A 21,014-nucleotide genomic window follows, 5' to 3' on the forward strand; every position below is an offset into this window, starting at 1 on the left:
TCTCGGGCTTTCCTCCGGGCGCTTCCCTTCGGTCTTGCGTTTCCGACTCTATCAGATCTTTTCTCGATCCGATTTCCTCGGTGCTTTCCAGGTTCTCGCTCTCGCGTTTCCCTTTCCGGCGGTTCCGACTTTATCAGAGATTCTGAGTCGGATTTCCCGCCCCCTTGAGGGGACTGGATCCGGAGCACGAGGCTGCCGGGTTCCCTCCGGGGCAGGGCCGTAAACGTACTGGAGCGGGGCGCCCCGATGCAAATCGAGGCGCCCCGCTCCCAGTTCGCGCGGACGAGAGGTCGTCCGGCGGGTCAGACCTCCACGACGACCGGGAGGATCATCGGCCTGCGCCGATAGGTGTCCGAGACCCACTTGCCCAGCGTCCGGCGGACCAGTTGCTGCAGCTGGTGGGGTTCGACCACGCCGTCCTGGGCCGAGCGTTCCAGGACCTCCGTGATCTTCGGGAGAACCTCGTCGAAGGCGGAGTCCTCGATGCCGGAGCCGCGCGCCTGGACGTACGGGCCGCCGGTGATCTTGCCGGTGGAGGAGTCCACGACGACGAAGACCGAGATGATGCCCTCCTCGCCGAGGATCTTCCGGTCCTTCAGCGCCGGCTCGCCCACGTCGCCGACCGAGAGGCCGTCGACGTAGACGTATCCCGCCTGGACCTTGCCGGAGATCTTCGCCTTGCCCTCGATGAGGTCGACGGCCACGCCGTCCTCGGCGATGACGATCCGGTCGTGCGGGACGCCGGTCATGGCGCCCAGCTCGGCGTTGGCCCGCAGGTGACGCCATTCGCCGTGGACCGGCATCAGGTTCTTCGGGCGGCAGATGTTGTAGAAGTACAGCAGCTCGCCCGCGGACGCGTGGCCCGAGACGTGGACCTTGGCGTTGCCCTTGTGGACGACGTTCGCGCCCCAGCGGGTCAGGCCGTTGATCACGCGGTAGACCGCGTTCTCGTTGCCGGGGATCAGGGACGACGCCAGGATCACCGTGTCGCCTTCGACGATGCGAATCTGGTGGTCGCGGTTGGCCATCCTCGACAGCGCCGCCATCGGTTCGCCCTGGGAGCCCGTGCAGACCAGGACCACCTCGTGGTCCGGGAGGTCGTCGAGCGTCCTGACGTCCACGACCAGGCCCGGCGGGACGCGCAGGTAGCCGAGGTCCCGGGCGATGCCCATGTTGCGGACCATGGAGCGGCCGACGAAGGCGACCCTGCGGCCGTACTCGTGGGCCGCGTCCAGAATCTGCTGGATGCGGTGGACATGGCTGGCGAAGCTGGCCACGATGATCCGCTTGCGGGCGCCCGCGAAGACCTGGCGCAGGACGTTGGAGATGTCCCGCTCGTGCGGCGTGAAGCCGGGGACCTCGGCGTTGGTGGAGTCGGTGAGGAGAAGGTCGATGCCCTCTTCGCTCAGCCGTGCGAACGCGTGGAGGTCGGTGAGGCGGTTGTCCAGCGGGAGCTGGTCCATCTTGAAGTCGCCGGTGTGGACCACCATGCCGGCGGGGGTGCGGATGGCGACCGCCAGCGCGTCGGGGATGGAGTGGTTGACCGCGATGAACTCGCAGTCGAACGGGCCGATGCGCTCGCGGTGTCCTTCCGCCACCTCCAGGGTGTACGGGCGGATGCGGTGCTCCTGGAGCTTGGCCTCGATCAGGGCGAGGGTCAGCTTGGAGCCGATCAGCGGGATGTCCGGCTTCTCGCGGAGCAGGAACGGGACGCCGCCGATGTGGTCCTCGTGGCCGTGGGTGAGGACGATGCCCTCGATGTCGTCGAGGCGGTCCCGGATCGATGAGAAGTCCGGCAGGATCAGGTCGATTCCGGGCTGCTCCTCCTCGGGGAAGAGCACTCCGCAGTCGACGATCAGCAGACGGCCGCCGTACTCGAAGACCGTCATGTTTCGGCCGATCTCGCCGAGGCCGCCGAGCGGGGTGACCCGCAGGCCGCCTTCGGGCAGCGGCGGGGGCGAGCCGAGTTCAGGATGCGGATGACTCAAAAGACTCTCCTCACCACACGCGCCACGTACCGGTGGGGCACGTGGCGCGCGTGACGTTCGTGCAGAAGCAGTTGTCGTTGTGGGGTGCAGGCACCGGTGGCCTGCGCTATTCAGTTGTGGAGCTCGTTGCTGCGAAGCGGCGGCTTCGCGAAGTCTGATGTCAGAGCTGTACCCCGCCGGCGGCAAGATCGATCTTGAGCTGCTCGATCTCCTGGGCGGTGAGTTCGACCATCGGCAGGCGCAGCGGTCCGCCGGGCAGGCCCTGGAGGGCGAGCGCGGCCTTGGTGGTCATGACGCCCTGGGTGCGGAACATGCCGGTGTAGACCGGGAGCAGCTTCTGGTGGATCTCGGTGGCCTTCTGGACGTCGCCCGAGACGAAGGCGTCGACGAGGGCGCGCAGGTCCGGGGTGACCACGTGGCCGACGACGGAGACGAAGCCGACCGCGCCCACGGAGAGCAGCGGGAGGTTCAGCATGTCGTCGCCGGAGTACCAGGCGAGGCCGGACTGGGCGATGGCCCAGCTGGCGCGGCCCAGGTCGCCCTTGGCGTCCTTGTTGGCGACGATCCGCGGGTGCTCGGCGAGGCGGACGAGCGTCTCGGTGTTGATCGGGACGCCGCTGCGGCCGGGGATGTCGTAGAGCATGACCGGCAGCTCGGTGGCGTCGGCGACGGCCTTGAAGTGCCGGTACAGGCCCTCCTGCGGGGGCTTGTTGTAGTACGGCGTGACGACGAGCAGGCCGTGTGCGCCGGTCTTCTCGGCGGCGCGGGCCAGCTCGATGCTGTGGTGGGTGTCGTTGGTGCCGACGCCGGCGACGATGTGGGCCCGGTCGCCGACCGCCTCCAGGACCGCTCGTACGAGATCCGATTTCTCCGCGTCGCTGGTGGTGGGGGACTCGCCGGTGGTGCCGTTGATGATCAGGCCGTCGTTGCCTGCGTCCACCAGGTGCGTGGCGAGCCGCTGCGCGCCGTCGAGGTCGAGTGCGCCGTCCGCCGTGAAGGGCGTGACCATGGCGGTGAGGACCCGCCCGAAGGGGGTCTGCGGAGTGGAGGTCGGAGCCATGGGTTACACGCTACTCGTTGCTCAAGGCGCGGTCTGCCCTCGGGGGGAGGGATAAGTCATGACAAATGTGGAGCCCGGCACTGCCTGCTCGGGGGTTCAAGCAGTGCCGGGTCCGTTTGATCAGGCTAGATGAACTTCGCTAAATGCCGCAATACGGACACTTCGCACGGCTGGTCCGTACATCTGTCCCCGACCTCAGAACGGGTGCGCTACGGGGCCACACGTCCGTTCGCATTGAAGGCCGCGTAGGTGAGCGGCATGAGCCGGGCCCACTCCGCCTCCATCTTCTCGCCGACCATCTCGATCTCGCGCTGCGGGAAGGACGGGACCTTCGCCAGCTCGTGCTGGGTGCGCAGGCCGAGGAAGTGCATCAGCGAGCGGGCGTTGCACGTGGCGTACATCGAGGAGAACAGGCCGACCGGCAGGACCGAGCGGGCGACCTCGCGGGCGACGCCGGCGGCCAGCATCTCCTGGTACGCCTCGTACGACTGCCGGTAGGAGTCCTCCATGACGCGGCCGACCAGCTCCTGCTGGGCCTGGGTGCCCTCGACGAACCGGTACTTGCCGGGGCGGCCCTCCTGGACCAGCTTGCGGGACGCGTCGGGGACGTAGAAGACCGGCTGGAGCTCCCGGTAGCGACCGCTCTCCTCGTTGTACGACCAGCCCACGCGGTGCCGCATGAACTCGCGGAAGACGAAGATCGGGGCGCTGATGAAGAACGTCATCGAGTTGTGCTCGAAGGGACTGCCGTGCCGGTCCCGCATCAGGTAGTTGATCAGGCCCTTGGAGCGCTCCGGGTCCTTGTTCAGCTCGTCCAGGGACTGCTCGCCGATGGTCGAGACGCGGGCGGCGAAGAGCACGTCGGCGTCGGACGCGCTGTGCTTGACCAGCTCGACGGTGACATCGCTGCGGAAGCTGGGCTTCAGGTCGTCGGCGGGGGTGTCGGTCACGGTGCGGAGGGTTCCCTTCCATCACTTCTCTCGGGCGGCGCCCACTCTACGGCCCGCCACTGACAACGGGGCGTTCGGTGCCGGGTCGCGACATTCGCCAGTGAACATGGTGAAACGGGGCACCATTCGGGGCACTCGCGCGTCTGTATCAGCGACAGCCGTGTGTGAGAGCCCTCAAAGGAGGACGTACTTCCCATGTTCCGTCGGCGCGAGCCCGTACCCTTCGCCTTCCTCGCCGAAGCCGACAGGTTCCGCAGCAATGTCACTCCCCCGCCCCGTCAGCGCGCGTCCGTCGGTGAGATAGCCGGGCGCTGGCTGCTGGGGCTGACCATCGTCGCCGCGCTGGTGGGTTCCGTGGTGATCGGGATGCCGGCGCTTGAGCTCGACCAGTCGTCCACGCCGACGCAGCAGTCCCAGGCGTCCGACGGGCGCTGAGCCCGCGCTGACTCGGACGGCCCCCCTAGGGTGGTGAGCCGGCACACAGGTCGATAGCCTCACCGGGCACAGCCCACGCCTGGAACGAGTGAGGACCCGCCGTGCCCCTGCCCTTCCTGACGGCCGACCGAGCCTTCGACGCGGCGGACGACGTCGCGCTGCCGTTCGACGACCGCGACCGCTGGCGGCGCCCCTACCGTCCCGGTCCCTGGCGGGTGGGTGCCGCCGCGATCTGGCTGCTGCTTTCCTCGTATGTGCTGTTCGCGGCGGTCATCATCGCGCTGACCGGCACGCTGACCGGGGGCGGGATCTTCTTCGGCCTCGCGCTGGTGATGATCGCCATGGCGCTGCGGCTGCTGCGCATGGGCGTGTGGGTGAGCGCGCGGGGGCTGCGACAGGCGGGCTTCTTCCGCACGCGCACGATCTCCTGGGACCGGGTGGTGGCCGTTCGGACGGTGCAGCAGCCGGTGCGCTGGCTGGGGCTGCCGCGCGCGGTGCAGGGCCAGGCGCTGACCCTCGTCCCCACGGACCGGTCCGCGGAGGACCTGCCGCCACTGCTGACCACGCACAACGCCGACTTCCTGGGACGCGCCACGGCCTTCGACCGGGCGGCGGACACGATCGAGGCGTGGGCCGCGGAGTACGGGCGCGGCTGACCGGCCGGACGTACGACGGCGTACGAAGACGCAGGAGGGGCCGGTCCGCGTGGCCCGGCCCCTCCTGCGTCGTACGTACGGCTCAGACCTCCACCGTCTTGCCGTCGTGCAGGGCGATGGCGCGCTGCATCGCCTTGCGGGCGCGCGGGGTGTCGCGGGCGTCGTGGTAGGCGATGGCGAGGCGGAACCAGGTGCGCCAGTCGTCCGGCGCGGCCTCGGTCTCGGCACGGCGGCGGGCGAACACCTCGTCGGCCGAGTCACGGTCGATCCGGCCGCTGGGCAGGCGCTTCAGCTCGTCGACGGGGAGTCCGCCCTCGGCGTCGAGTTCGGCGGCCAGGGCGTTGGCCTTGCGGACGAACTGGGTGTTCTTCCACAGGAACCACAGCCCGATGACCGGCAGGATCAGCACCGCGACGCCGAAGGTCACGGTGAGGAGCGTGCCGGACTGGATGAGCATGACGCCACGGCTGCCGACCAGGAGGAAGTAGAACACCAGGACGGCGGCCGTGACGGCGTAGGACAGCTTGGCTCGCATGGCGCGGGTCAGCCCAGGTCCAGGAAGTGTTCCAGGCCGAAGGTGAGACCCGGGGTGGTCACCACGCGGCGGGCGCCCAGCAGGATGCCGGGCATGAAGCTGCTGTGGTGCAGCGAGTCGTGCCGGATGGTGAGGGTCTCGCCCTCGCCGCCCAGCAGGACCTCCTGGTGGGCCAGCAGGCCGCGCAGGCGGACCGCGTGGACGGGCACGCCGTCGACGTTCGCGCCGCGCGCGCCGTCCAGGGCCGTCGCCGTGGCGTCCGGGGCCGGGGCGGTGCCGGCCGCGCGGCGGGCCTCGGCGATGAGCTGGGCGGTGCGGGTGGCGGTGCCGCTGGGGGCGTCCACCTTGTTCGGGTGGTGGAGCTCGACCACCTCGACCGACTCGAAGTAGGGCGCGGCGATCTGTGCGAACTTCATCGTCAGGACGGCCCCGATGGAGAAGTTCGGCGCGATCAGCACGCCCGTCTGCGGGGAGTCGGCCAGCCAGCCCTTGAGCTGCGTGAGGCGGTCCTCGGTCCAGCCCGTCGTACCGACGACGGCGTGGATGCCGTTGCCGACGCAGAACTCGAGGTTGGCCATCACCGAGTCCGGCGTGGTCAGCTCCACGGCGACCTGGGCGCCGGTCTCGGTCAGCGTCTCCAGCTTGTCGCCGCGGCCGAGGGCGGCCACCAGCTCCATGTCCTCGGCGGCCTCGACCGCCCGGACCGCCTCGGATCCGATCCGGCCCTTGGCACCGAGGACCGCCACACGCAGCTTGCTCATCTTGTTGCTTCCTTACCGACGGAGATTTGGCGACACCGAGAGGAGGTTAGGCGACCGCGTCATGCAGCCGGGCCGCCTGTTTGTCCTTCAGCGGGCCGATGACCGACAGCGAGGGCCGTCGTCCCAGGATGTCGCGGGCGACCGAGCGGACGTCGTCCGGGGTGACCGACGCTATCCGGGTCAGCATGTCGTCCACGGACATCTGTTCGCCCCAGCACAGCTCGCTCTTGCCGATACGGTTCATCAGCGCGCCGGTGTCCTCCAGGCCGAGGACCGTGGAGCCGCGCAGCTGGCCGATGGCGCGCTCGATCTCGTCGTCGGACAGGCCGTGCTGGGCGACGTGGTCGAGCTCGTCGCGGCAGATCTTCAGTACGTCGTGCACCTGCGACGGGCGGCAGCCCGCGTACACGCCGAACAGGCCGCAGTCGGCGAAGCCCGAGGTGTACGAGTACACGCTGTAGGCCATGCCGCGCTTCTCGCGGACCTCCTGGAAGAGCCGCGAGGACATGCCGCCGCCGAGGGCGGTGTTCAGCACGCCCAGGGCCCAGCGGCGCTCGTCGGTGCGGGACAGGCCGGGCATGCCGAGCACGACGTGCGCCTGCTCGGTCTTGCGGCCGAGCAGCTCGACGCGGCCGGCGGTGCGCACGGTGCGCTGACCGGTGCGGGGGGCGATCGGCTGGGCGTCGGGGTCCCGCAGGGCGCCGGCCTTCTCGAAGGCGGCGCGGACCTGTCGTACGACCTTGTTGTGGTCGATGTTGCCGGCGCAGGCGACGACCAGGTGGGTGGGGTCGTAGTGCTTCTTGTAGAAGCGGCGGATGCGGTCGGCGGTCAGGGCGTTGACCGTGTCGACCGTGCCGAGGACCGGGCGGCCGAGGGGGTTGTCGCCGAACATGGTGTGCGCGAACAGGTCGTGCACACAGTCGCCCGGGTCGTCCTCGGTCATCGCGATCTCTTCGAGGATGGCACCGCGCTCGACGTTGACGTCCTCCTCCAGGATCAGGGAGTCGGTCAGCATGTCGCAGACGACGTCGATGGCGAGCGGCAGGTCGGCGTCGAGCACGCGCGCGTAGTAGCACGTGTACTCCTTGGCCGTGAACGCGTTCATCTCGCCGCCGACCGCGTCGAGCGCCGAGGAGATGTCCAGGGCGGACCTGCGGGTGGTGCCCTTGAAGAGCAGGTGCTCCAGGTAGTGCGTGGCGCCGTTCAGGGCCGGGGTCTCGTCGCGGGAGCCGACGTGCGCCCAGATGCCGAAGGTCGCCGAGCGGACCGAGGGCAGGGTCTCGGTGACGATCCGCAGGCCGCCCGGGAGGGTGGTCTTGCGGACGGTGCCGATGCCGTTCATGCCCTTGATGAGGGTTTGGGTACGGGCGACGGCCCGCGCCTCCGAGGAGGAGCGGGCCGTCGCCTTGGAGCCACGGGACGTCACTGGTCGGCGTCGTCCTTCTTGTCAGCGTCCTCTTCGCCCTCGATCACGGGGACGAGGGAGAGCTTGCCGCGGGAGTCGATCTCGGCGATCTCGACCTGGACCTTCTGGCCCACGCCGAGGACGTCCTCGACGTTCTCCACGCGCTTGCCGCCGGCCAGCTTGCGGATCTGCGAGATGTGCAGCAGGCCGTCCTTGCCGGGCAGCAGGGAGACGAAGGCACCGAAGGTGGTCGTCTTCACGACCGTACCGAGGTAGCGCTCGCCGACCTCGGGCATCGTCGGGTTGGCGATGCCGTTGATCGTGGCGCGGGCGGCCTCGGCGGACGGGCCGTCGGCGGCACCGATGTAGATCGTGCCGTCGTCCTCGATCGTGATCTCGGCGCCCGTGTCCTCCTGGATCTGGTTGATCATCTTGCCCTTGGGGCCGATGACCTCACCGATCTTGTCGACCGGGATCTTCACGGTGATGATCCGCGGCGCGTTCGGGGACATCTCGTCGGGCCGGTCGATGGCCTCCATCATCACGTCGAGGATGTGGAGACGCGCGTCGCGGGCCTGCTTCAGGGCGGCGGCGAGCACGGAGGCCGGGATGCCGTCCAGCTTGGTGTCGAGCTGGAGGGCGGTCACGAACTCCTTGGTGCCGGCGACCTTGAAGTCCATGTCACCGAAGGCGTCCTCCGCACCGAGGATGTCGGTGAGGGTGACGTAGTGCGTCTCGCCGTCGATCTCCTGGGAGATCAGACCCATGGCGATACCGGCGACCGGGGCCTTCAGCGGCACACCGGCGTTCAGCAGCGACATGGTGGAGGCGCAGACCGAGCCCATGGACGTCGAGCCGTTGGAGCCGAGGGCCTCGGACACCTGACGGATCGCGTACGGGAACTCCTCGCGCGTCGGCAGCACCGGCACGAGCGCGCGCTCGGCGAGGGCGCCGTGGCCGATCTCGCGGCGCTTCGGGGAGCCGACGCGGCCGGTCTCGCCGGTGGAGTACGGCGGGAAGTTGTAGTTGTGCATGTAGCGCTTGCGGGTCACCGGGGAGAGGGTGTCCAGCTGCTGCTCCATGCGGAGCATGTTCAGGGTGGTGACGCCCAGGATCTGGGTCTCGCCACGCTCGAACAGGGCCGAACCGTGAACCCGCGGGATCGCCTCGACCTCGGCGGCCAGCGTGCGGATGTCGGTGACACCGCGGCCGTCGATGCGCTTCTTCTCCTTGATCACGCGCTCGCGGACCAGCTGCTTGGTGAGCGAGCGGTACGCGGCGGAGATCTCCTTCTCGCGGCCCTCGAACTCCGGCAGGAGCTTCTCGGCGGCGAGCGCCTTGACGCGGTCGAGCTCGGACTCGCGCTCCTGCTTGCCGGCGATGGTGAGCGCCTGGGCCAGCTCGGGCTTGACGGCGGCGGTCAGCGCCTCGAACACGTCGTCCTGGTAGTCCAGGAAGATCGGGAACTCGGCGGTCGGCTTGGCGGCCTTCGCGGCGAGGTCGGCCTGGGCCTTGCACAGGACCTTGATGAAGGGCTTCGCCGCGTCCAGACCGGCGGCGACGATCTCCTCGGTCGGCGCCTCGGCGCCGCCCTCGACCAGCTTGATGGTCTTCTCGGTGGCCTCGGCCTCGACCATCATGATCGCGACGTCGCCGTCCTCCAGGGTGCGGCCCGCGACGACCATGTCGAAGACGGCGTCCTCGAGCTCGGTGTGCGTCGGGAAGGCCACCCACTGGCCGCGGATCAGTGCGACGCGGACGCCGCCGATCGGGCCGGAGAAGGGCAGACCGGCCAGCTGCGTGGACGCGGACGCGGCGTTGATCGCGACGACGTCGTACAGGTGGTCGGGGTTGAGCGCCATGATCGTGGCGACGACCTGGATCTCGTTACGCAGGCCCTTCTTGAAGGACGGGCGCAGCGGGCGGTCGATCAGGCGGCAGGTGAGGATCGCGTCCTCGGAGGGCCGGCCCTCACGGCGGAAGAAGCTGCCGGGGATCTTGCCGGCGGCGTACATCCGCTCCTCGACGTCCACCGTCAGCGGGAAGAAGTCGAGCTGGTCCTTGGGCTGCTTGGAGGCGGTGGTGGCCGACAGCACCATGGTGTCGTCGTCCAGGTACGCCACGGCGGAACCGGCGGCCTGCTTGGCCAGGCGGCCCGTCTCGAAGCGGATGGTGCGGGTGCCGAAGGAACCGTTGTCGATGACGGCTTCGGCGTAGTGGGTCTCGTTCTCCACTAGCGTTATCTCCTCGTCTTCGTCCCCGCTGCCCGTGTGGCAGGGGGACTGGCGGAGATGCGCGCCGTGCTGTGCGGGCCGGTCTTCGATCGAAGCACCCGGGGCTCGCTTCCCCCCGGGGGCCACTACCGAGGACCGGCGGCGGCTAGGTGCGCTTCTCCTCGTTCTCTGTCGCACGTCGTTCTGTGCCGTACGACATGCGTTACATGCGTTGTGCTACCACACTACAAAGCGGCAGTGACAGTCCGCACGTACAGCAAAGGGAGCGGCCCCCTCGGGTGGGAACCGCTCCCTTCACGGCGTCTTACTTGGCGCCCGCCGCACCACGGCGGATGCCGAGGCGGTCGACCAGCGTACGGAAGCGCTGGATGTCCTTCTTGGCGAGGTACTGCAGCAGGCGGCGGCGCTGACCGACCAGGATCAGCAGGCCGCGGCGGGAGTGGTGGTCGTGCTTGTGGGTCTTCAGGTGCTCGGTCAGGTCGGAGATCCGACGGGACAGCAGAGCGACCTGGACCTCGGGGGAGCCGGTGTCACCCTCCTTGGTACCGAACTCGGCGATGATCTGCTTCTTCGTAGCGGCGTCGAGCGACACGCGTACTCCTCAATAGTCTGTGAGTGGCCACCGAGTGCCCCCGGTCTTCTTCTCGGGGGAGCTTCCGTTACTCGGGAGGCGGGGATCCGCTGGGCGCGACCTCCAGAGCGGTGCTCCGGGGGCGCGTACACAAACGGCCGTCACTCAGGGTACCAGCACGTGGACGGCGCTCGTCGCGCGGTACCGGAACCGGCCCGGCGGCGGAGGCGCGGCCACTAGGGTGAGCCGTTGTACATGGTCAGGCATGCGGGGAAGGGGCCGAGGCGGCATGACGGAGACGGAAGCGGAGATCAAGGCGCGCAAGGAGCGGGAGCGGGACGAGCTCTACGCGCTCGACATCTCCGGTGTCGAGTGGCACGGCGCGCCGGGCACGGAGGAGCACGAGGAGCGGGTCGAGATCGCGTACCTGCCCGGCGGCGCCGTGGCCATGCGGTCCTCGCTCGACCCCGACACCGTGCTGCGGTACACCGAGGCGGAGTGGCGGGCCTTTGTGCTGGGGGCTCGGGACGGGGAGTTCGATCTGGAGGCGGGGGCGGGGCAGGAGTGACGGGGGGTACGCGCGCGTGAGGCTCGTCTTCCGAGGCACACGCGCGCGTACGTCGTGTCGCTACGGCTTCTTCGCCTCGGCGCTCTCGATGCCGAGGGCCAGCCACACCCACGCCTTGCCGTCGGCGTCCGACGGGCCTTCGGCCACCTTGGCGCCGAAGAAAATGCGGCCGTTCTGGACGACGGTGTCGGCCAGGCTCATGGATGTGAGGGTCCAGCCCTCGGTCGGCAGGCCGAAGTAGAGGTACGGGGTCTCCGTGCCGGTCTTCGGGTCCAGGCTGACCAGCGCCATGGGCGAGATGTGGTCGCTGCTCTGGCGCAGCGCGAGGAGCTGGTCGCCGCTCATCCGCAGCGGGCGGAGCAGGGCGTTGCGGCCGGACTCGAACTTCTTGACCGAGTTTCCGGTGGTCAGGTCGAAGCCGATGATCCAGTTGGAGTTGTTGACGAGGTCGCCCTGTTCCTTGCTGGTCAGGAAGACCTGCCCGGCGCCGACCGCGACGGAGGGGCACTCGTCGGCGGCGAGGTAGGTGACCTCGTCGGCGCACTCGGCTACGTAGGCGCCGTTCTGCAGCGGGACGGTGGTGCGGTACCTGCCCTGCTCGTCGAGCGCGATGATCTCGGTGATGCCGACGTCACCGGCCGAGGTGGCGACGACGGCGGGCTCGGTGGAGACGATCCTGACGTCCTTGATCCCCGCGGTGGGGGCGTACGTCCACTCGGTCGCGCCGGTCTCAGGGGCGAGTCGGCGCACCTTGTAGGTGGTGCCCTTGGAGTTCTCCTGCCAGCAGGAGAACCGGACGAGCAGCGCGCGGCCGCCGGCGGCGCCGTGGGAGTTGCAGTTCTTCTGCGACTTCACCCGCCAGCGCAGCTTGCCGCTGTCCATGTCGTAGGCGTCCGTGCCGCCGCCCCACGTCACCGCGACCGTGGCGTGCGTCAGGGTCACACCCGGGGTGTCCTGGGTGCCCGCGCCGTCGGGGGTGCCGAAGCCGTTGCCGGAGATCGGGAACTCGGCCTGCCACACGAGCTTGCCGTCGTCGAGGTCGACGAAGGCGACGTGGTTGCAGAGGGATTCCTTGTCCTCGCTGTCCCGGAAGAGCACGGCGGTCCGGTTCTCGACGGTGGCATGCCGGGTCTTGCCGCAGATCGGTCCGCCCAGCCGGAGCTTCCAGGCCTCTTCGCCCACGGCGGCGTCAGTGCCGATCTTCAGGCCGATGAGGGTCCTGTTGACGCCCTTGGCGAGGATCTTCTCCGTGGCCCACATGCCCGGCATCTCGTAGCGCTCGCCGGGGCCCATGTCGTCGGCGGAGAACCGCACGGCCATGACGCCGCGTGTGCTCGCCGGGCGCCGCTCGACGGCTTCCCGGACGTCGAGTCTGTCCTGGGCCGGTGCGGCCGCGGGCTTGGGATCGTCCGGCGCAGATTCGGGCCACCACAGCCAGGCACCGGCGGACAGCGCCAGCGCGACGACAGCGGCGACGGCGCCGAGCAGTGCCGCCCGGCGCTTCCTGCGCCGCTGGTCCGCCGCCACGGAGGACTGGGTGTACATGGACGGAGGCGGGCCGAAGCTCACGCTGGAGGTTCCCTTTCCTCGACTTCCCGGTCCTCGACCGGCTCAGTTGCCCGCCATGGACCGCGCCGACGCGTACACGTCGAACACGGCGAGCGCCAGGGGAACCAGCGTCAGCAGGACGAACGTCTCGGCGATCTCCACGAACCGCCCCCAGAACGGCGTGACACCGCTGCGCGGGGCGATCAGGCCGATCGCGGTCAGCAGGGCGGCGGCCGCGGCGATGGCGGCGGCCAGCCAGACCGAGCGGATGTCGAGGCCGGCGGTGTCGCCCTGGAGGGCGTCGCGCAGGTAGGCGTTCGGCGGGTTCAGGGCGAGCCCGAGGCCGAGGAAGACCAGGGCGGCGAGACCGGCGGCGAGCGTGGCGCCGACCTGCGCGGTGTAGCGGAACAGGTGGGCGCGCATCAGCATGGCGATGCCCGTGGCCAGGGCGAGGAGCTGCGCCCAGACGTTGCTGGAGAAGCCGAGGACGATGGACGCGCCGACCGTGACGAGCGCGCAGCCGCCGACGAGGCCGACGAGCAGTTCGTGGCCGCGGCGGACCTGGGCGGCGATGCGCTGGGGGTCGACGGGCTCCTGCGGGGCGGTCTCCTCGTTGCTGTAGCCGCGGCCCGGGTTGGGCGGTTCGAAGCCGATCGGCAGCCGTGCGAAGCGCATGGACAGACCGGGCAGGAAGGCGAGGGCGCAGACCGCGAGCGGCGCGCTGACGGCGGCCGTCTCGATGGGCTTCAGATGCGTGAGCATCGCGACGAACGTGGTCAGCAGGCCGATCGTGGAGGCGAACACGAACGCCACGAACGGGCCGTCGCCGCTGGGCGACACGAGCGTGAGCACCACGGAGGCGACCAGGACCGCCGCGCACGCGAGCAGGAACTGCAGCCGTCCGATGCCCTGCCCCTCCGACAGCGGGAGCAGCCCGGAGCCGGCCACGGCGATGTTCGGCAGGGCGCCCAGGCCGAGCGCGACCGCCGAGCCGCGGTCGTCGTAGACCCGCGCGCGGACGCAGGCGATGGTGACCAGCAGGACACCGGTGACGGCGGCGAGGATGCCCTGGAGGCTGTGCATGTCGTGGCGGAGCTGCGAGCTCCAGACCACGAAGGCGAGCAGCGCGGGCAGGATCCCGCCTGCGACCAGCCCGGCGGCGCGGGTGAGGGTGCCGCTCCACAGGGTGCGGTCCTGCGTGACGGCGGAGGCCACCGCCTCGGAGACGTCGTCGAAGACGGCGGGCGGCAGCGACTCGGCGAACGGACGCAGGGTCAGCAGTTCGCCGTCGAGGATGCGCTGGGCCGCGAAGGAGCGGGAACCGTCGAGGACGGTGCCGTCCCGGCGTACGAGGTGGTAGCCGACCGGGGCGCCCTCGGCGGAGCTCTGCCGGGAGAGCCGCAGGATCTCCGGGTAGAGGTCGGCGACTGACACGTCGTCGGGCAGCGCCACGTCGATGCGGCTGTCGGGCGCCACGATGGTGACGCGGCAGAATCCGAACCCTGTGCCCGCCCCGGAAGGGGCTCCGGTGCCCGCTCCGCCGGTCGCGCCGGCGGGCGCGGAGGCCGTCATGCTCACCTGCTGTTCCCCCTCGTCGATGGTGACGGCGGTCGCGGCGCCGAGCGCGCGACCGCCTGTAACGATCCTGTGTACGTTGTGCCGCGCCGCCCGCGCCGCCGGTAATGCACCGCGTTGCCCCGGAGCAGCCGGTCCCCGTGCGGGAGGCACTCGCATCGAACAGTGCGGATTGCCCGCTTCTGCGGGGCCCGATTCGCAACTGCTCACACGTCTCACGGGCACCCTACCGCCCACCGTTGTCAGTGGTTGTCAGTAGGATCGCGCTGCGCGATCGACGTTCGCCGGACACGGGGCGGCGAGCGGAACGGTCGGTCCGGCAAGGGAATTGGTGCGAAGTGAGCCACATCGTCGTCAAGCGCCCGCCGCGGGCACTGCCGAGGGAAGTGCCCACGAGCGAGGTCGTGCTCCAGCCGCCGCCGGAGCTGCCTCGTGGGCAGCAGGAAGGCGCCCTGATGCAACTGCTGCCCATGCTCGGCATGGGCGGTTCCGTGGTGTTCTTCTTCAACCCTCAGGCCCAGCCCTTCATGAAGATCATGGGCATGGTGATGATCGCGTCGACGATCGCCATGGGCATCATGATGCTGATCCGCTACCGGCGGGGCACCCAGGGGCAGATCGCCGACATCCGCCGCGACTACCTGCGGTATCTGTCGCAGACCCGCCGTGCGGCGCAGGACACCGCCAAGGCCCAGCGCGACGCCCAGTACTACCTGCATCCTTCACCGGAGCAACTGTGGGCGCTGGTCGCCGAGGGCAGCCGGGTGTGGGAGCGCCGCGCGGGTGACGAGGACTTCGGGCAGGTGCGCGTGGGCCTCGGCCCGCAGGCCCTGGCCACGCCGCTGGTCCCGCCGGAGACCGCGCCGGTGGACCAGCTGGAGCCGCTGACGGCGGGCGCCATGCAGCGCTTCCTGGCCATGCACAGCACCCTCGAGGACCTGCCGATGGCGGTCTCGCTGCGCGCCTTCTACCACGTGTCGATCAGCGGCGATCCGGTCACGGTACGCGGCACCGCGCGCGCGGTGACCGCTTCCCTCGCCTCGCTGCACTCCCCCGAGGACCTGGTCATCGCCGTCGCCACCGGGCGTGAGTCCGCGCCCGAGTGGGACTGGGCCAAGTGGCTGCCGCATGTGCAGGCGAAGGGCGAGGCGGACGGCGCAGGCAGCCGGCGTCTGATCACCACGGACCCGATGGAGCTGGAGGACCTGCTGGGCGCCCGGCTCCAGGGCCGCCCGCGTTTCCACCCGAGCGCGCCGCCGGTGCCCGAGCAGCCGCACCTGGTGGTCGTCCTCGACGGTGTCTCCCTGCCGCCGACCTCGCTGCTGGCCAGCCCGGAGGGCCTGCAGGGCGTGACGGTCCTGGAGGTCGTACCCGGCGAACTCACCGCCGGACGCGGCGACCTCTCGGTCGTCGTCCACCCGCGCGAACTGCGCCTGGAGTCGGCGCACGGCATGGTCTACGAGGGCACGCCCGACGTCCTGTCCTACGAGGGGGCGGAGGCCCTGGCCCGGCAGCTGGCGCCGCTGCGGATGGCGTCGGGCGGCGACGACGACGAACCGCTGCTGGCCAACCTGGAGTTCACGGATCTGCTGAACCTGGGCGACGCGGCCACCGTCGACCCGCGGCGCACCTGGCGGCCCCGCTCGCAGTCCGAGCGGCTGCGGGTGCCGATCGGTGTCGGCGAGGACGGCCGGCCCGTGATGCTCGACCTCAAGGAGGCGGCGCAGGAGGGCATGGGCCCGCACGGCCTGTGCGTCGGTGCGACCGGTTCCGGCAAGTCGGAGCTGCTGCGCACCCTGGTCCTCGGTCTCGCGGTCACCCACTCCTCCGAGACGCTGAACTTCGTCCTCGCCGACTTCAAGGGCGGTGCGACGTTCGCGGGCATGTCGCAGATGCCGCACGTGGCCGCGGTCATCACCAACCTGGCCGACGACCTGACCCTCGTCGACCGCATGGGCGACTCGATCCGCGGTGAGCTGAACCGCCGCCAGGAGATGCTCCGGGACGCGGGCAACTACGCCAACATCCACGCGTACGAGAAGGCCCGCGCGGCCGGAGCCGCGCTCCAGCCGATCCCCTCGCTCGTCCTCGTCATCGACGAGTTCAGCGAACTGCTCACCGCCAAGCCGGACTTCATCGAGATGTTCGTGCAGATCGGCCGCATCGGCCGTTCGCTGGGCGTGCACCTGCTCCTTGCCTCCCAGCGCCTGGAGGAGGGCCGCCTGCGCGGCCTGGAGACGTACCTCTCGTACCGCATCGGTCTGCGCACCTTCTCCGCGGCCGAGTCCCGCGCGGCGATCGGCGTCCCGGACGCCTACGAGCTGCCGAACGTGCCGGGTTCCGGCTTCCTGAAGTTCGGCACGGACGAGATGGTCCGCTTCAAGGCGGCGTACGTCTCCGGCGTGTACCGATCCAGCGCCCAGCAGGCGGCGTCGTTCGGCGGCCCGCTCCCGGTGGACCGCAGGCCGGTCCTCTTCACGGCCTCCCCGGTGCCGGTCCAGTACGCGGCGGTGCCGCAGCAGCGCCAGGATGAGGAGCCGGACCAGACCGACGACGCGCTCGCCGACACCGTGCTCGACGTCATCGTGCGGCGCCTGGAGGCGCAGGGCCCGGCCGCCCACCAGGTGTGGCTGCCGCCGCTGGACAGCCCGCCGTCGCTGGACTCCCTGCTGCCCGGCCTGGCCGCGGTGCCCGGCCGGGGCCTCACCCAGCCCGGCTATGAGGGCGCGGGGCAGCTGGTCATCCCCGTCGGCATCGTCGACAAGCCGTACGAGCAGCGCCGTGACCCGCTGTGGACCGACTTCGGCGGCGCGGCCGGCCATATGCAGATCCTCGGTGGTCCGCAGTCCGGCAAGTCGACCCTGCTGCGCTCGATCGTCGCGTCGTTCGCGCTCACCCACACCCCGCAGGAAGTGCAGTTCTACGGCCTGGACTTCGGCGGCGGCGGTCTGTCGTCGGTGGCGGGCCTGCCCCACGTGGGCGGCGTGGCCTCGCGCCTCGACCCGGAGAAGGTGCGGCGTACGGTCGCCGAGGTGTACGGCATCATGACGCGCCGCGAGGAGTACTTCCGCACGGCGGGCATCTCCTCGATCGCGGAATTCCGCGCCCGCCGGGCCCGCGGCGACATCTCCACGACCGACCAGCCGTGGGGTGACGTCTTCCTGGTCATCGACGGCTGGGGCAACTTCCGCCAGGACTACGAGGGTCTGGAGCCGGCCGTCCTCGACATCGCGGCGCGCGGCCTCGGCTACGGCATGCACGTCATCCTCACCGCCTCGCGCTCCATGGAGGTCCGCTCAAACCTCAAGGACCACCTGATGAACCGCCTGGAGCTGCGGCTCGGCGACCCCATGGACTCCGAGTTCGACCGCAAGGTCGCGGCCAACGTGCCGACCGGTGTCCCGGGCCGCGGTCAGACCCCGCAGCGGCAGCACTTCATGGCGGCGGTCCCGCGCATCGACGGCCTGTCCTCGGACACGGACCTGGCGGAGGCCACGCAGGCGCTCGCGGCGGAGGTCTCCCGCCACTGGCAGCAGCCCGGCGCACCGGAAGTCCGCCTGCTGCCGCGGGAGTTCCCGGCCCACCAGCTCCCGCCCGGCAACCGCTTCCCGAACCGCGGCATCGCGTTCGCCCTCGACGAGGACAACCTGGAGCCGGTGTTCGTGGACTTCGAGCAGGACCCGTTCTTCCTCGTCTTCGGCGAGAGCGAGTCCGGCAAGTCCAACCTGCTGAAGCTGCTGATCCAGCGGCTCACCGAGCGCTACGACGGCAACGAGGCGAAGCTCTTCGTGGTCGACAACCGCCGCTCTCTGCTCGGCGTGACCCCGGATTCGCATCTGGCGGAGTACATCCCCATGTCCAACCAGATGCAGCACCACATGGACGCGCTGGCCAACCTGATGCAGCGGCGCACGCCGACCGCGGACGTCACCCCGCAGCAGCTGCGCGACCGCAGCTGGTGGCAGGGACCGACGGTCTACATCGTCATCGACGACTACGACCTGGTCTCCACGTCCAGCGGCAACCCGCTGTCGGGCCTGACGGAACTGCTCCCGTTCGCCCGGGACGTCGGCGTCCGCTTCATCATCGCCCGCTCCACCGCGGGCGCGGGCCGCGCCGGCTACGAGCCCTTCATGCAGCGCATGAAGGAACTCGGCGCCCAGGGCGTGGTTCTCGCGGGCGACCCGAACGAGGGCGACCTGCTGGGCGGGGTACGGCCGCGGCCGATGCCCGCGGGGCGGGGTGTGTTCGTGTCGCGGAAGCGGGGGAAGCCGTTGGTTCAGGTGGGGTTGGTGCCGGACGCGCACCGCTGACGGGCACTTCGTTCACGGCCACGGGGCCGCGTCCGCTTCGGCGGGGGCGGCCCCGTTGTCGTCGTGGGGCGGGGCGCCCTGCTGTGGTGCACGGGGCCGCACGAGTGCGGTTTGGGCGGGCGGAGTGACCGGGCGACGGCACGTGTTCGGCCGCCGAAACAACAGCAGGGTGGGCGCCTCCCGCGCGCGCCCACCCTGGAACTGTTCTGCGAACCGACCGTGTACTACAGGAAGTAGCTGGCGGCCTTCTTGTCGCCTTCCATGTACGTACCACCGGACTGACCGACGACGTGGCCGATGCCCGTCAGCGCCTGGTGGATGTCGTTGGCCTCCTTGTCCCAGCGGCGCAGCTTCTCGCCGAACTGGTCCTGGGCCTGACCCGCCCAGTACTGCTTGCTGCTCTCGACCAGCTTGCGCAGCTCCTGGAGGTCCTGCTCGAGCGCCTTCGCCTCGTTGCCGATCGTCGTGGCTGCGAAGTCCAGCCCGTCATAAGTTACGGAAAGACCGTCGCTGTTACGGCTCATGCCTGCCTACCTCATCTCGCTCGGATTCCGGATGTCACCGGGTGGTGTGCGGTCAACTGCCGATGCTGATGTCCTGAACCGATGCCCTCGGTCCAGGACGCGTCACATCGAGTTGAAAGCAGACGACTGGACGGTGGGGGCACCGTCCTGGAGGTTGATCCGGTTGACCGACGCGCGGACCTCGTCTTCCTTCGAGTCCTTGATGTTGCGCGCCGTGGTCATGGCCTCCATGACCTCGCCGAGGATGCCGCCGATGTTCTTCAGCGACTCGTTGATCTCGTACTGCTTCTTGTCGAACTCGGCGCGGCCGATACCCTGCCACTGGCCCTCGAGGCCGTCGATGACGCCCTGCAGGTTGTGCACCCGCTTGCGGATGTTCTCGTACTTCTCGAACATCTGCTTCTGCAGCTGGACTACTGCTGCATCTTCAAGCTTCTGGTCGGTAGCCATGACCAGCCTTCCCTTCCACTCTCTGTTATCCGGTCGATTGGTTCCGCGTCATCGCCTCGACGAGACGATGCGCGGTCTGAGGCCGACCCGGGCCCTGGCCAGGTGGCCACTCGGCTCGGGCCGCTGGTCACGTCACCTCGCGCGGCGCGCCCGCAGCACGGCCGCGCCGGCGCCGCCGGTCACGATGGCCGCGGCTGCGGCGCCCAAGGCGATCCACAGGGTGTTGTCGCTGTCGTCGACAGCGGCCGCTTCCGCATTCGATCCTGCCGCCGATGTGCCACCGGTTGAACCCTCTCCGGGAGCCTGTGACGCGGCTGATGCAGAAGCGGACGGTGCGGGCGAGGTGTTTCCGGCGTTGCCCGCGTTGCCGGCCTTCTGGCCCTTCTCCCCGGCCTTGGCCAACAGGTCTCCGCGGTTCACCTTCGCCAGCGGGTCGACGTTCGGTGCGCCCGCGTCGTAGGTGGGGTCCTCCAGGACGAGTCGGGGACGGATCATTCCGTAGCCCGCGTACTTGCTCGGCTTGTCCTTCGGCCAGGAACGGCTGGCGGTGTCGATGAGAGCGCGGGTGACCTGGTTGACCGTCCAGTCGGGGTGGGCGGACCAGATCAGGGCGGCGGCGGCGGAGACGAGGGCGGTTGCCTGGCTCGTTCCCTTGGCTTCACAGTACGAGCGGAAGGTCTCGTCGCACCAGGTGGGGAGCCCTTCACCAGGCGCTGACAGGTCGGCAAAGCCGTGCGACGACTTCTCCGAGAACTTCGACACCGTGTAAGTGGAGTCGACCGCTGCAACACCGATCACATACGGATAGCGGGCCGGCGCATCGGGAATGCCGTCGTTACCCACGGCTGCGACGAGCAGTTTGCCCTTGGACGCGGCGTACTCGATGGCGGCCATGTCCTCTTCGGAAGTCATGCCCCCGAGAGACATGTTGATGATCTTGGCGTCACTGTCCGCCGCCGCCTTCAGGGCCTCCCAGGTCAGGGCCGTCTTCTCCTTTTCCTCACCCATTTCGAGCCCCGCCATTTGCACCCGGTACGGGACGATCTTGGCCCCCGGTGCCAGCCCTTGGATGCCACCTCCCGCACCCGTTCCGGCGATCAGCTCGGCCATGCTCGTTCCGTGGCCGTCGTAGTCGTCAGTGGCACCGTAGGCCACCGACTCGGGGACTTCATCGGCCAGAACCTGCCCCTTGAGCGAGGGAGTGTTCGCGTTCACGCCACTGTCGATGACAGCGACCTTGACGCCCTTACCCGTGCTGACCTTCCACATCTGCTCGGTCTGCATCGGTCCCAAGTACCACTGCTGCGACTGGGCGTCAGCAGCGGAGGCGTTCGGGGCCAGCCCCACACTTGCGACAGCCAGGGCGCCGACGACTGCGCCCGCAGCACGCACTCGCCTACCGCACCAAGTCCTGAGGAGCGTCCCTGACTTCATGGCGTTG

17 protein-coding genes are annotated in these 21,014 nt (G+C 69.7%); 4 read left to right on the forward strand and 13 right to left on the reverse strand.

The genetic code is table 11. The annotated features are described in order from the left end of the window. Window positions 1–302 precede the first annotated feature (302 nt). The 3 genes from ACZ42A_RS21175 to thyX all read right to left on the reverse strand — a co-directional run bounded on the left by ACZ42A_RS21175 (window position 303) and on the right by thyX (window position 3,998). Window positions 303–1,988 (reverse strand): ribonuclease J, encoded by a 1,686-nt coding sequence (locus tag ACZ42A_RS21175; protein ID WP_468528790.1) that lies wholly within the window; start codon window positions 1,986–1,988, stop codon window positions 303–305. Window positions 1,989–2,148: 160 nt separating this feature from the next. Then, window positions 2,149–3,048 (reverse strand): 4-hydroxy-tetrahydrodipicolinate synthase, encoded by a 900-nt coding sequence (gene dapA / locus ACZ42A_RS21180; RefSeq protein ID WP_468528791.1) that lies wholly within the window; start codon window positions 3,046–3,048, stop codon window positions 2,149–2,151. A gap of 209 nt (window positions 3,049–3,257) precedes the next feature. Next, window positions 3,258–3,998 (reverse strand): FAD-dependent thymidylate synthase, encoded by a 741-nt coding sequence (gene thyX, locus ACZ42A_RS21185; protein WP_468528792.1) that lies wholly within the window; start codon window positions 3,996–3,998, stop codon window positions 3,258–3,260. Window positions 3,999–4,193: 195 nt separating this feature from the next. On the opposite strand from thyX, the gene ACZ42A_RS21190 reads away from it, so the two are divergent. After that, window positions 4,194–4,433, forward strand: coding sequence for a hypothetical protein (locus tag ACZ42A_RS21190; protein WP_468528793.1), 240 nt, complete (start codon window positions 4,194–4,196; stop codon window positions 4,431–4,433). Window positions 4,434–4,534: 101 nt separating this feature from the next. Beyond that, on the forward strand, window positions 4,535–5,089 hold the full coding sequence (locus ACZ42A_RS21195) for a hypothetical protein (protein ID WP_468528794.1): 555 nt from the start codon (window positions 4,535–4,537) through the stop codon (window positions 5,087–5,089). An 82-nt stretch (window positions 5,090–5,171) separates the two neighbouring features. On the opposite strand, the gene ACZ42A_RS21200 is transcribed toward ACZ42A_RS21195, so the two are convergent. From ACZ42A_RS21200 to rpsO, 5 genes are all read right to left on the reverse strand, one after another. Beyond that, window positions 5,172–5,624, reverse strand: a complete 453-nt coding sequence (locus tag ACZ42A_RS21200) for a hypothetical protein (protein WP_468528795.1) — start codon at window positions 5,622–5,624, stop codon at window positions 5,172–5,174. Between the two features lie 8 nt (window positions 5,625–5,632). Beyond that, window positions 5,633–6,385, reverse strand: coding sequence for a 4-hydroxy-tetrahydrodipicolinate reductase (gene dapB / locus ACZ42A_RS21205; protein WP_468528796.1), 753 nt, complete (start codon window positions 6,383–6,385; stop codon window positions 5,633–5,635). A 46-nt stretch (window positions 6,386–6,431) separates the two neighbouring features. Beyond that, the gene (locus ACZ42A_RS21210) at window positions 6,432–7,811 is read right to left on the reverse strand and encodes a M16 family metallopeptidase (RefSeq protein ID WP_468528797.1); all 1,380 of its coding nucleotides are present in this window, start codon (window positions 7,809–7,811) and stop codon (window positions 6,432–6,434) included. Continuing rightward, window positions 7,808–10,024 (reverse strand): polyribonucleotide nucleotidyltransferase, encoded by a 2,217-nt coding sequence (locus ACZ42A_RS21215; protein ID WP_468528798.1) that lies wholly within the window; start codon window positions 10,022–10,024, stop codon window positions 7,808–7,810. Before ACZ42A_RS21215 ends, ACZ42A_RS21210 begins: the two co-directional genes overlap by 4 nt. Window positions 10,025–10,328: 304 nt before the next feature. Beyond that, window positions 10,329–10,616 carry a 30S ribosomal protein S15 gene (rpsO, locus tag ACZ42A_RS21220; protein WP_030619140.1) on the reverse strand — a complete coding sequence of 96 codons (288 nt, stop codon included), beginning with the start codon at window positions 10,614–10,616 and terminating at the stop codon, window positions 10,329–10,331. 268 nt (window positions 10,617–10,884) lie between these two features. Here rpsO and ACZ42A_RS21225 point away from each other — a divergent pair, with 268 nt between their 5' ends. Next, window positions 10,885–11,163 carry a DUF397 domain-containing protein gene (locus ACZ42A_RS21225; protein WP_468528799.1) on the forward strand — a complete coding sequence of 93 codons (279 nt, stop codon included), beginning with the start codon at window positions 10,885–10,887 and terminating at the stop codon, window positions 11,161–11,163. 60 nt (window positions 11,164–11,223) lie between these two features. On the opposite strand, the gene ACZ42A_RS21230 is transcribed toward ACZ42A_RS21225, so the two are convergent. Both ACZ42A_RS21230 and eccD read right to left on the reverse strand, forming a co-directional pair. Then, the gene (locus tag ACZ42A_RS21230) at window positions 11,224–12,732 is read right to left on the reverse strand and encodes an outer membrane protein assembly factor BamB family protein (protein WP_468528800.1); all 1,509 of its coding nucleotides are present in this window, start codon (window positions 12,730–12,732) and stop codon (window positions 11,224–11,226) included. A 42-nt stretch (window positions 12,733–12,774) separates the two neighbouring features. Beyond that, on the reverse strand, window positions 12,775–14,283 hold the full coding sequence (eccD, locus tag ACZ42A_RS21235) for a type VII secretion integral membrane protein EccD (protein WP_468529060.1): 1,509 nt from the start codon (window positions 14,281–14,283) through the stop codon (window positions 12,775–12,777). Window positions 14,284–14,624: 341 nt separating this feature from the next. On the opposite strand from eccD, the gene eccCa reads away from it, so the two are divergent. Continuing rightward, on the forward strand, window positions 14,625–18,599 hold the full coding sequence (gene eccCa, locus ACZ42A_RS21240; protein WP_468528801.1) for a type VII secretion protein EccCa: 3,975 nt from the start codon (window positions 14,625–14,627) through the stop codon (window positions 18,597–18,599). A gap of 224 nt (window positions 18,600–18,823) precedes the next feature. On the opposite strand, the gene ACZ42A_RS21245 is transcribed toward eccCa, so the two are convergent. The 3 genes from ACZ42A_RS21245 to ACZ42A_RS21255 all read right to left on the reverse strand — a co-directional run bounded on the left by ACZ42A_RS21245 (window position 18,824) and on the right by ACZ42A_RS21255 (window position 20,965). Next, on the reverse strand, window positions 18,824–19,123 hold the full coding sequence (locus tag ACZ42A_RS21245; protein ID WP_468528802.1) for a WXG100 family type VII secretion target: 300 nt from the start codon (window positions 19,121–19,123) through the stop codon (window positions 18,824–18,826). 102 nt (window positions 19,124–19,225) lie between these two features. Further along, on the reverse strand, window positions 19,226–19,573 hold the full coding sequence (locus tag ACZ42A_RS21250) for a WXG100 family type VII secretion target (protein WP_468528803.1): 348 nt from the start codon (window positions 19,571–19,573) through the stop codon (window positions 19,226–19,228). 132 nt (window positions 19,574–19,705) lie between these two features. Then, window positions 19,706–20,965, reverse strand: coding sequence for a S8 family serine peptidase (locus tag ACZ42A_RS21255; protein WP_468528804.1), 1,260 nt, complete (start codon window positions 20,963–20,965; stop codon window positions 19,706–19,708). Window positions 20,966–21,014 lie beyond the last annotated feature (49 nt).

This window comes from Streptomyces sp. NPDC030838 (assembly GCF_055572035.1).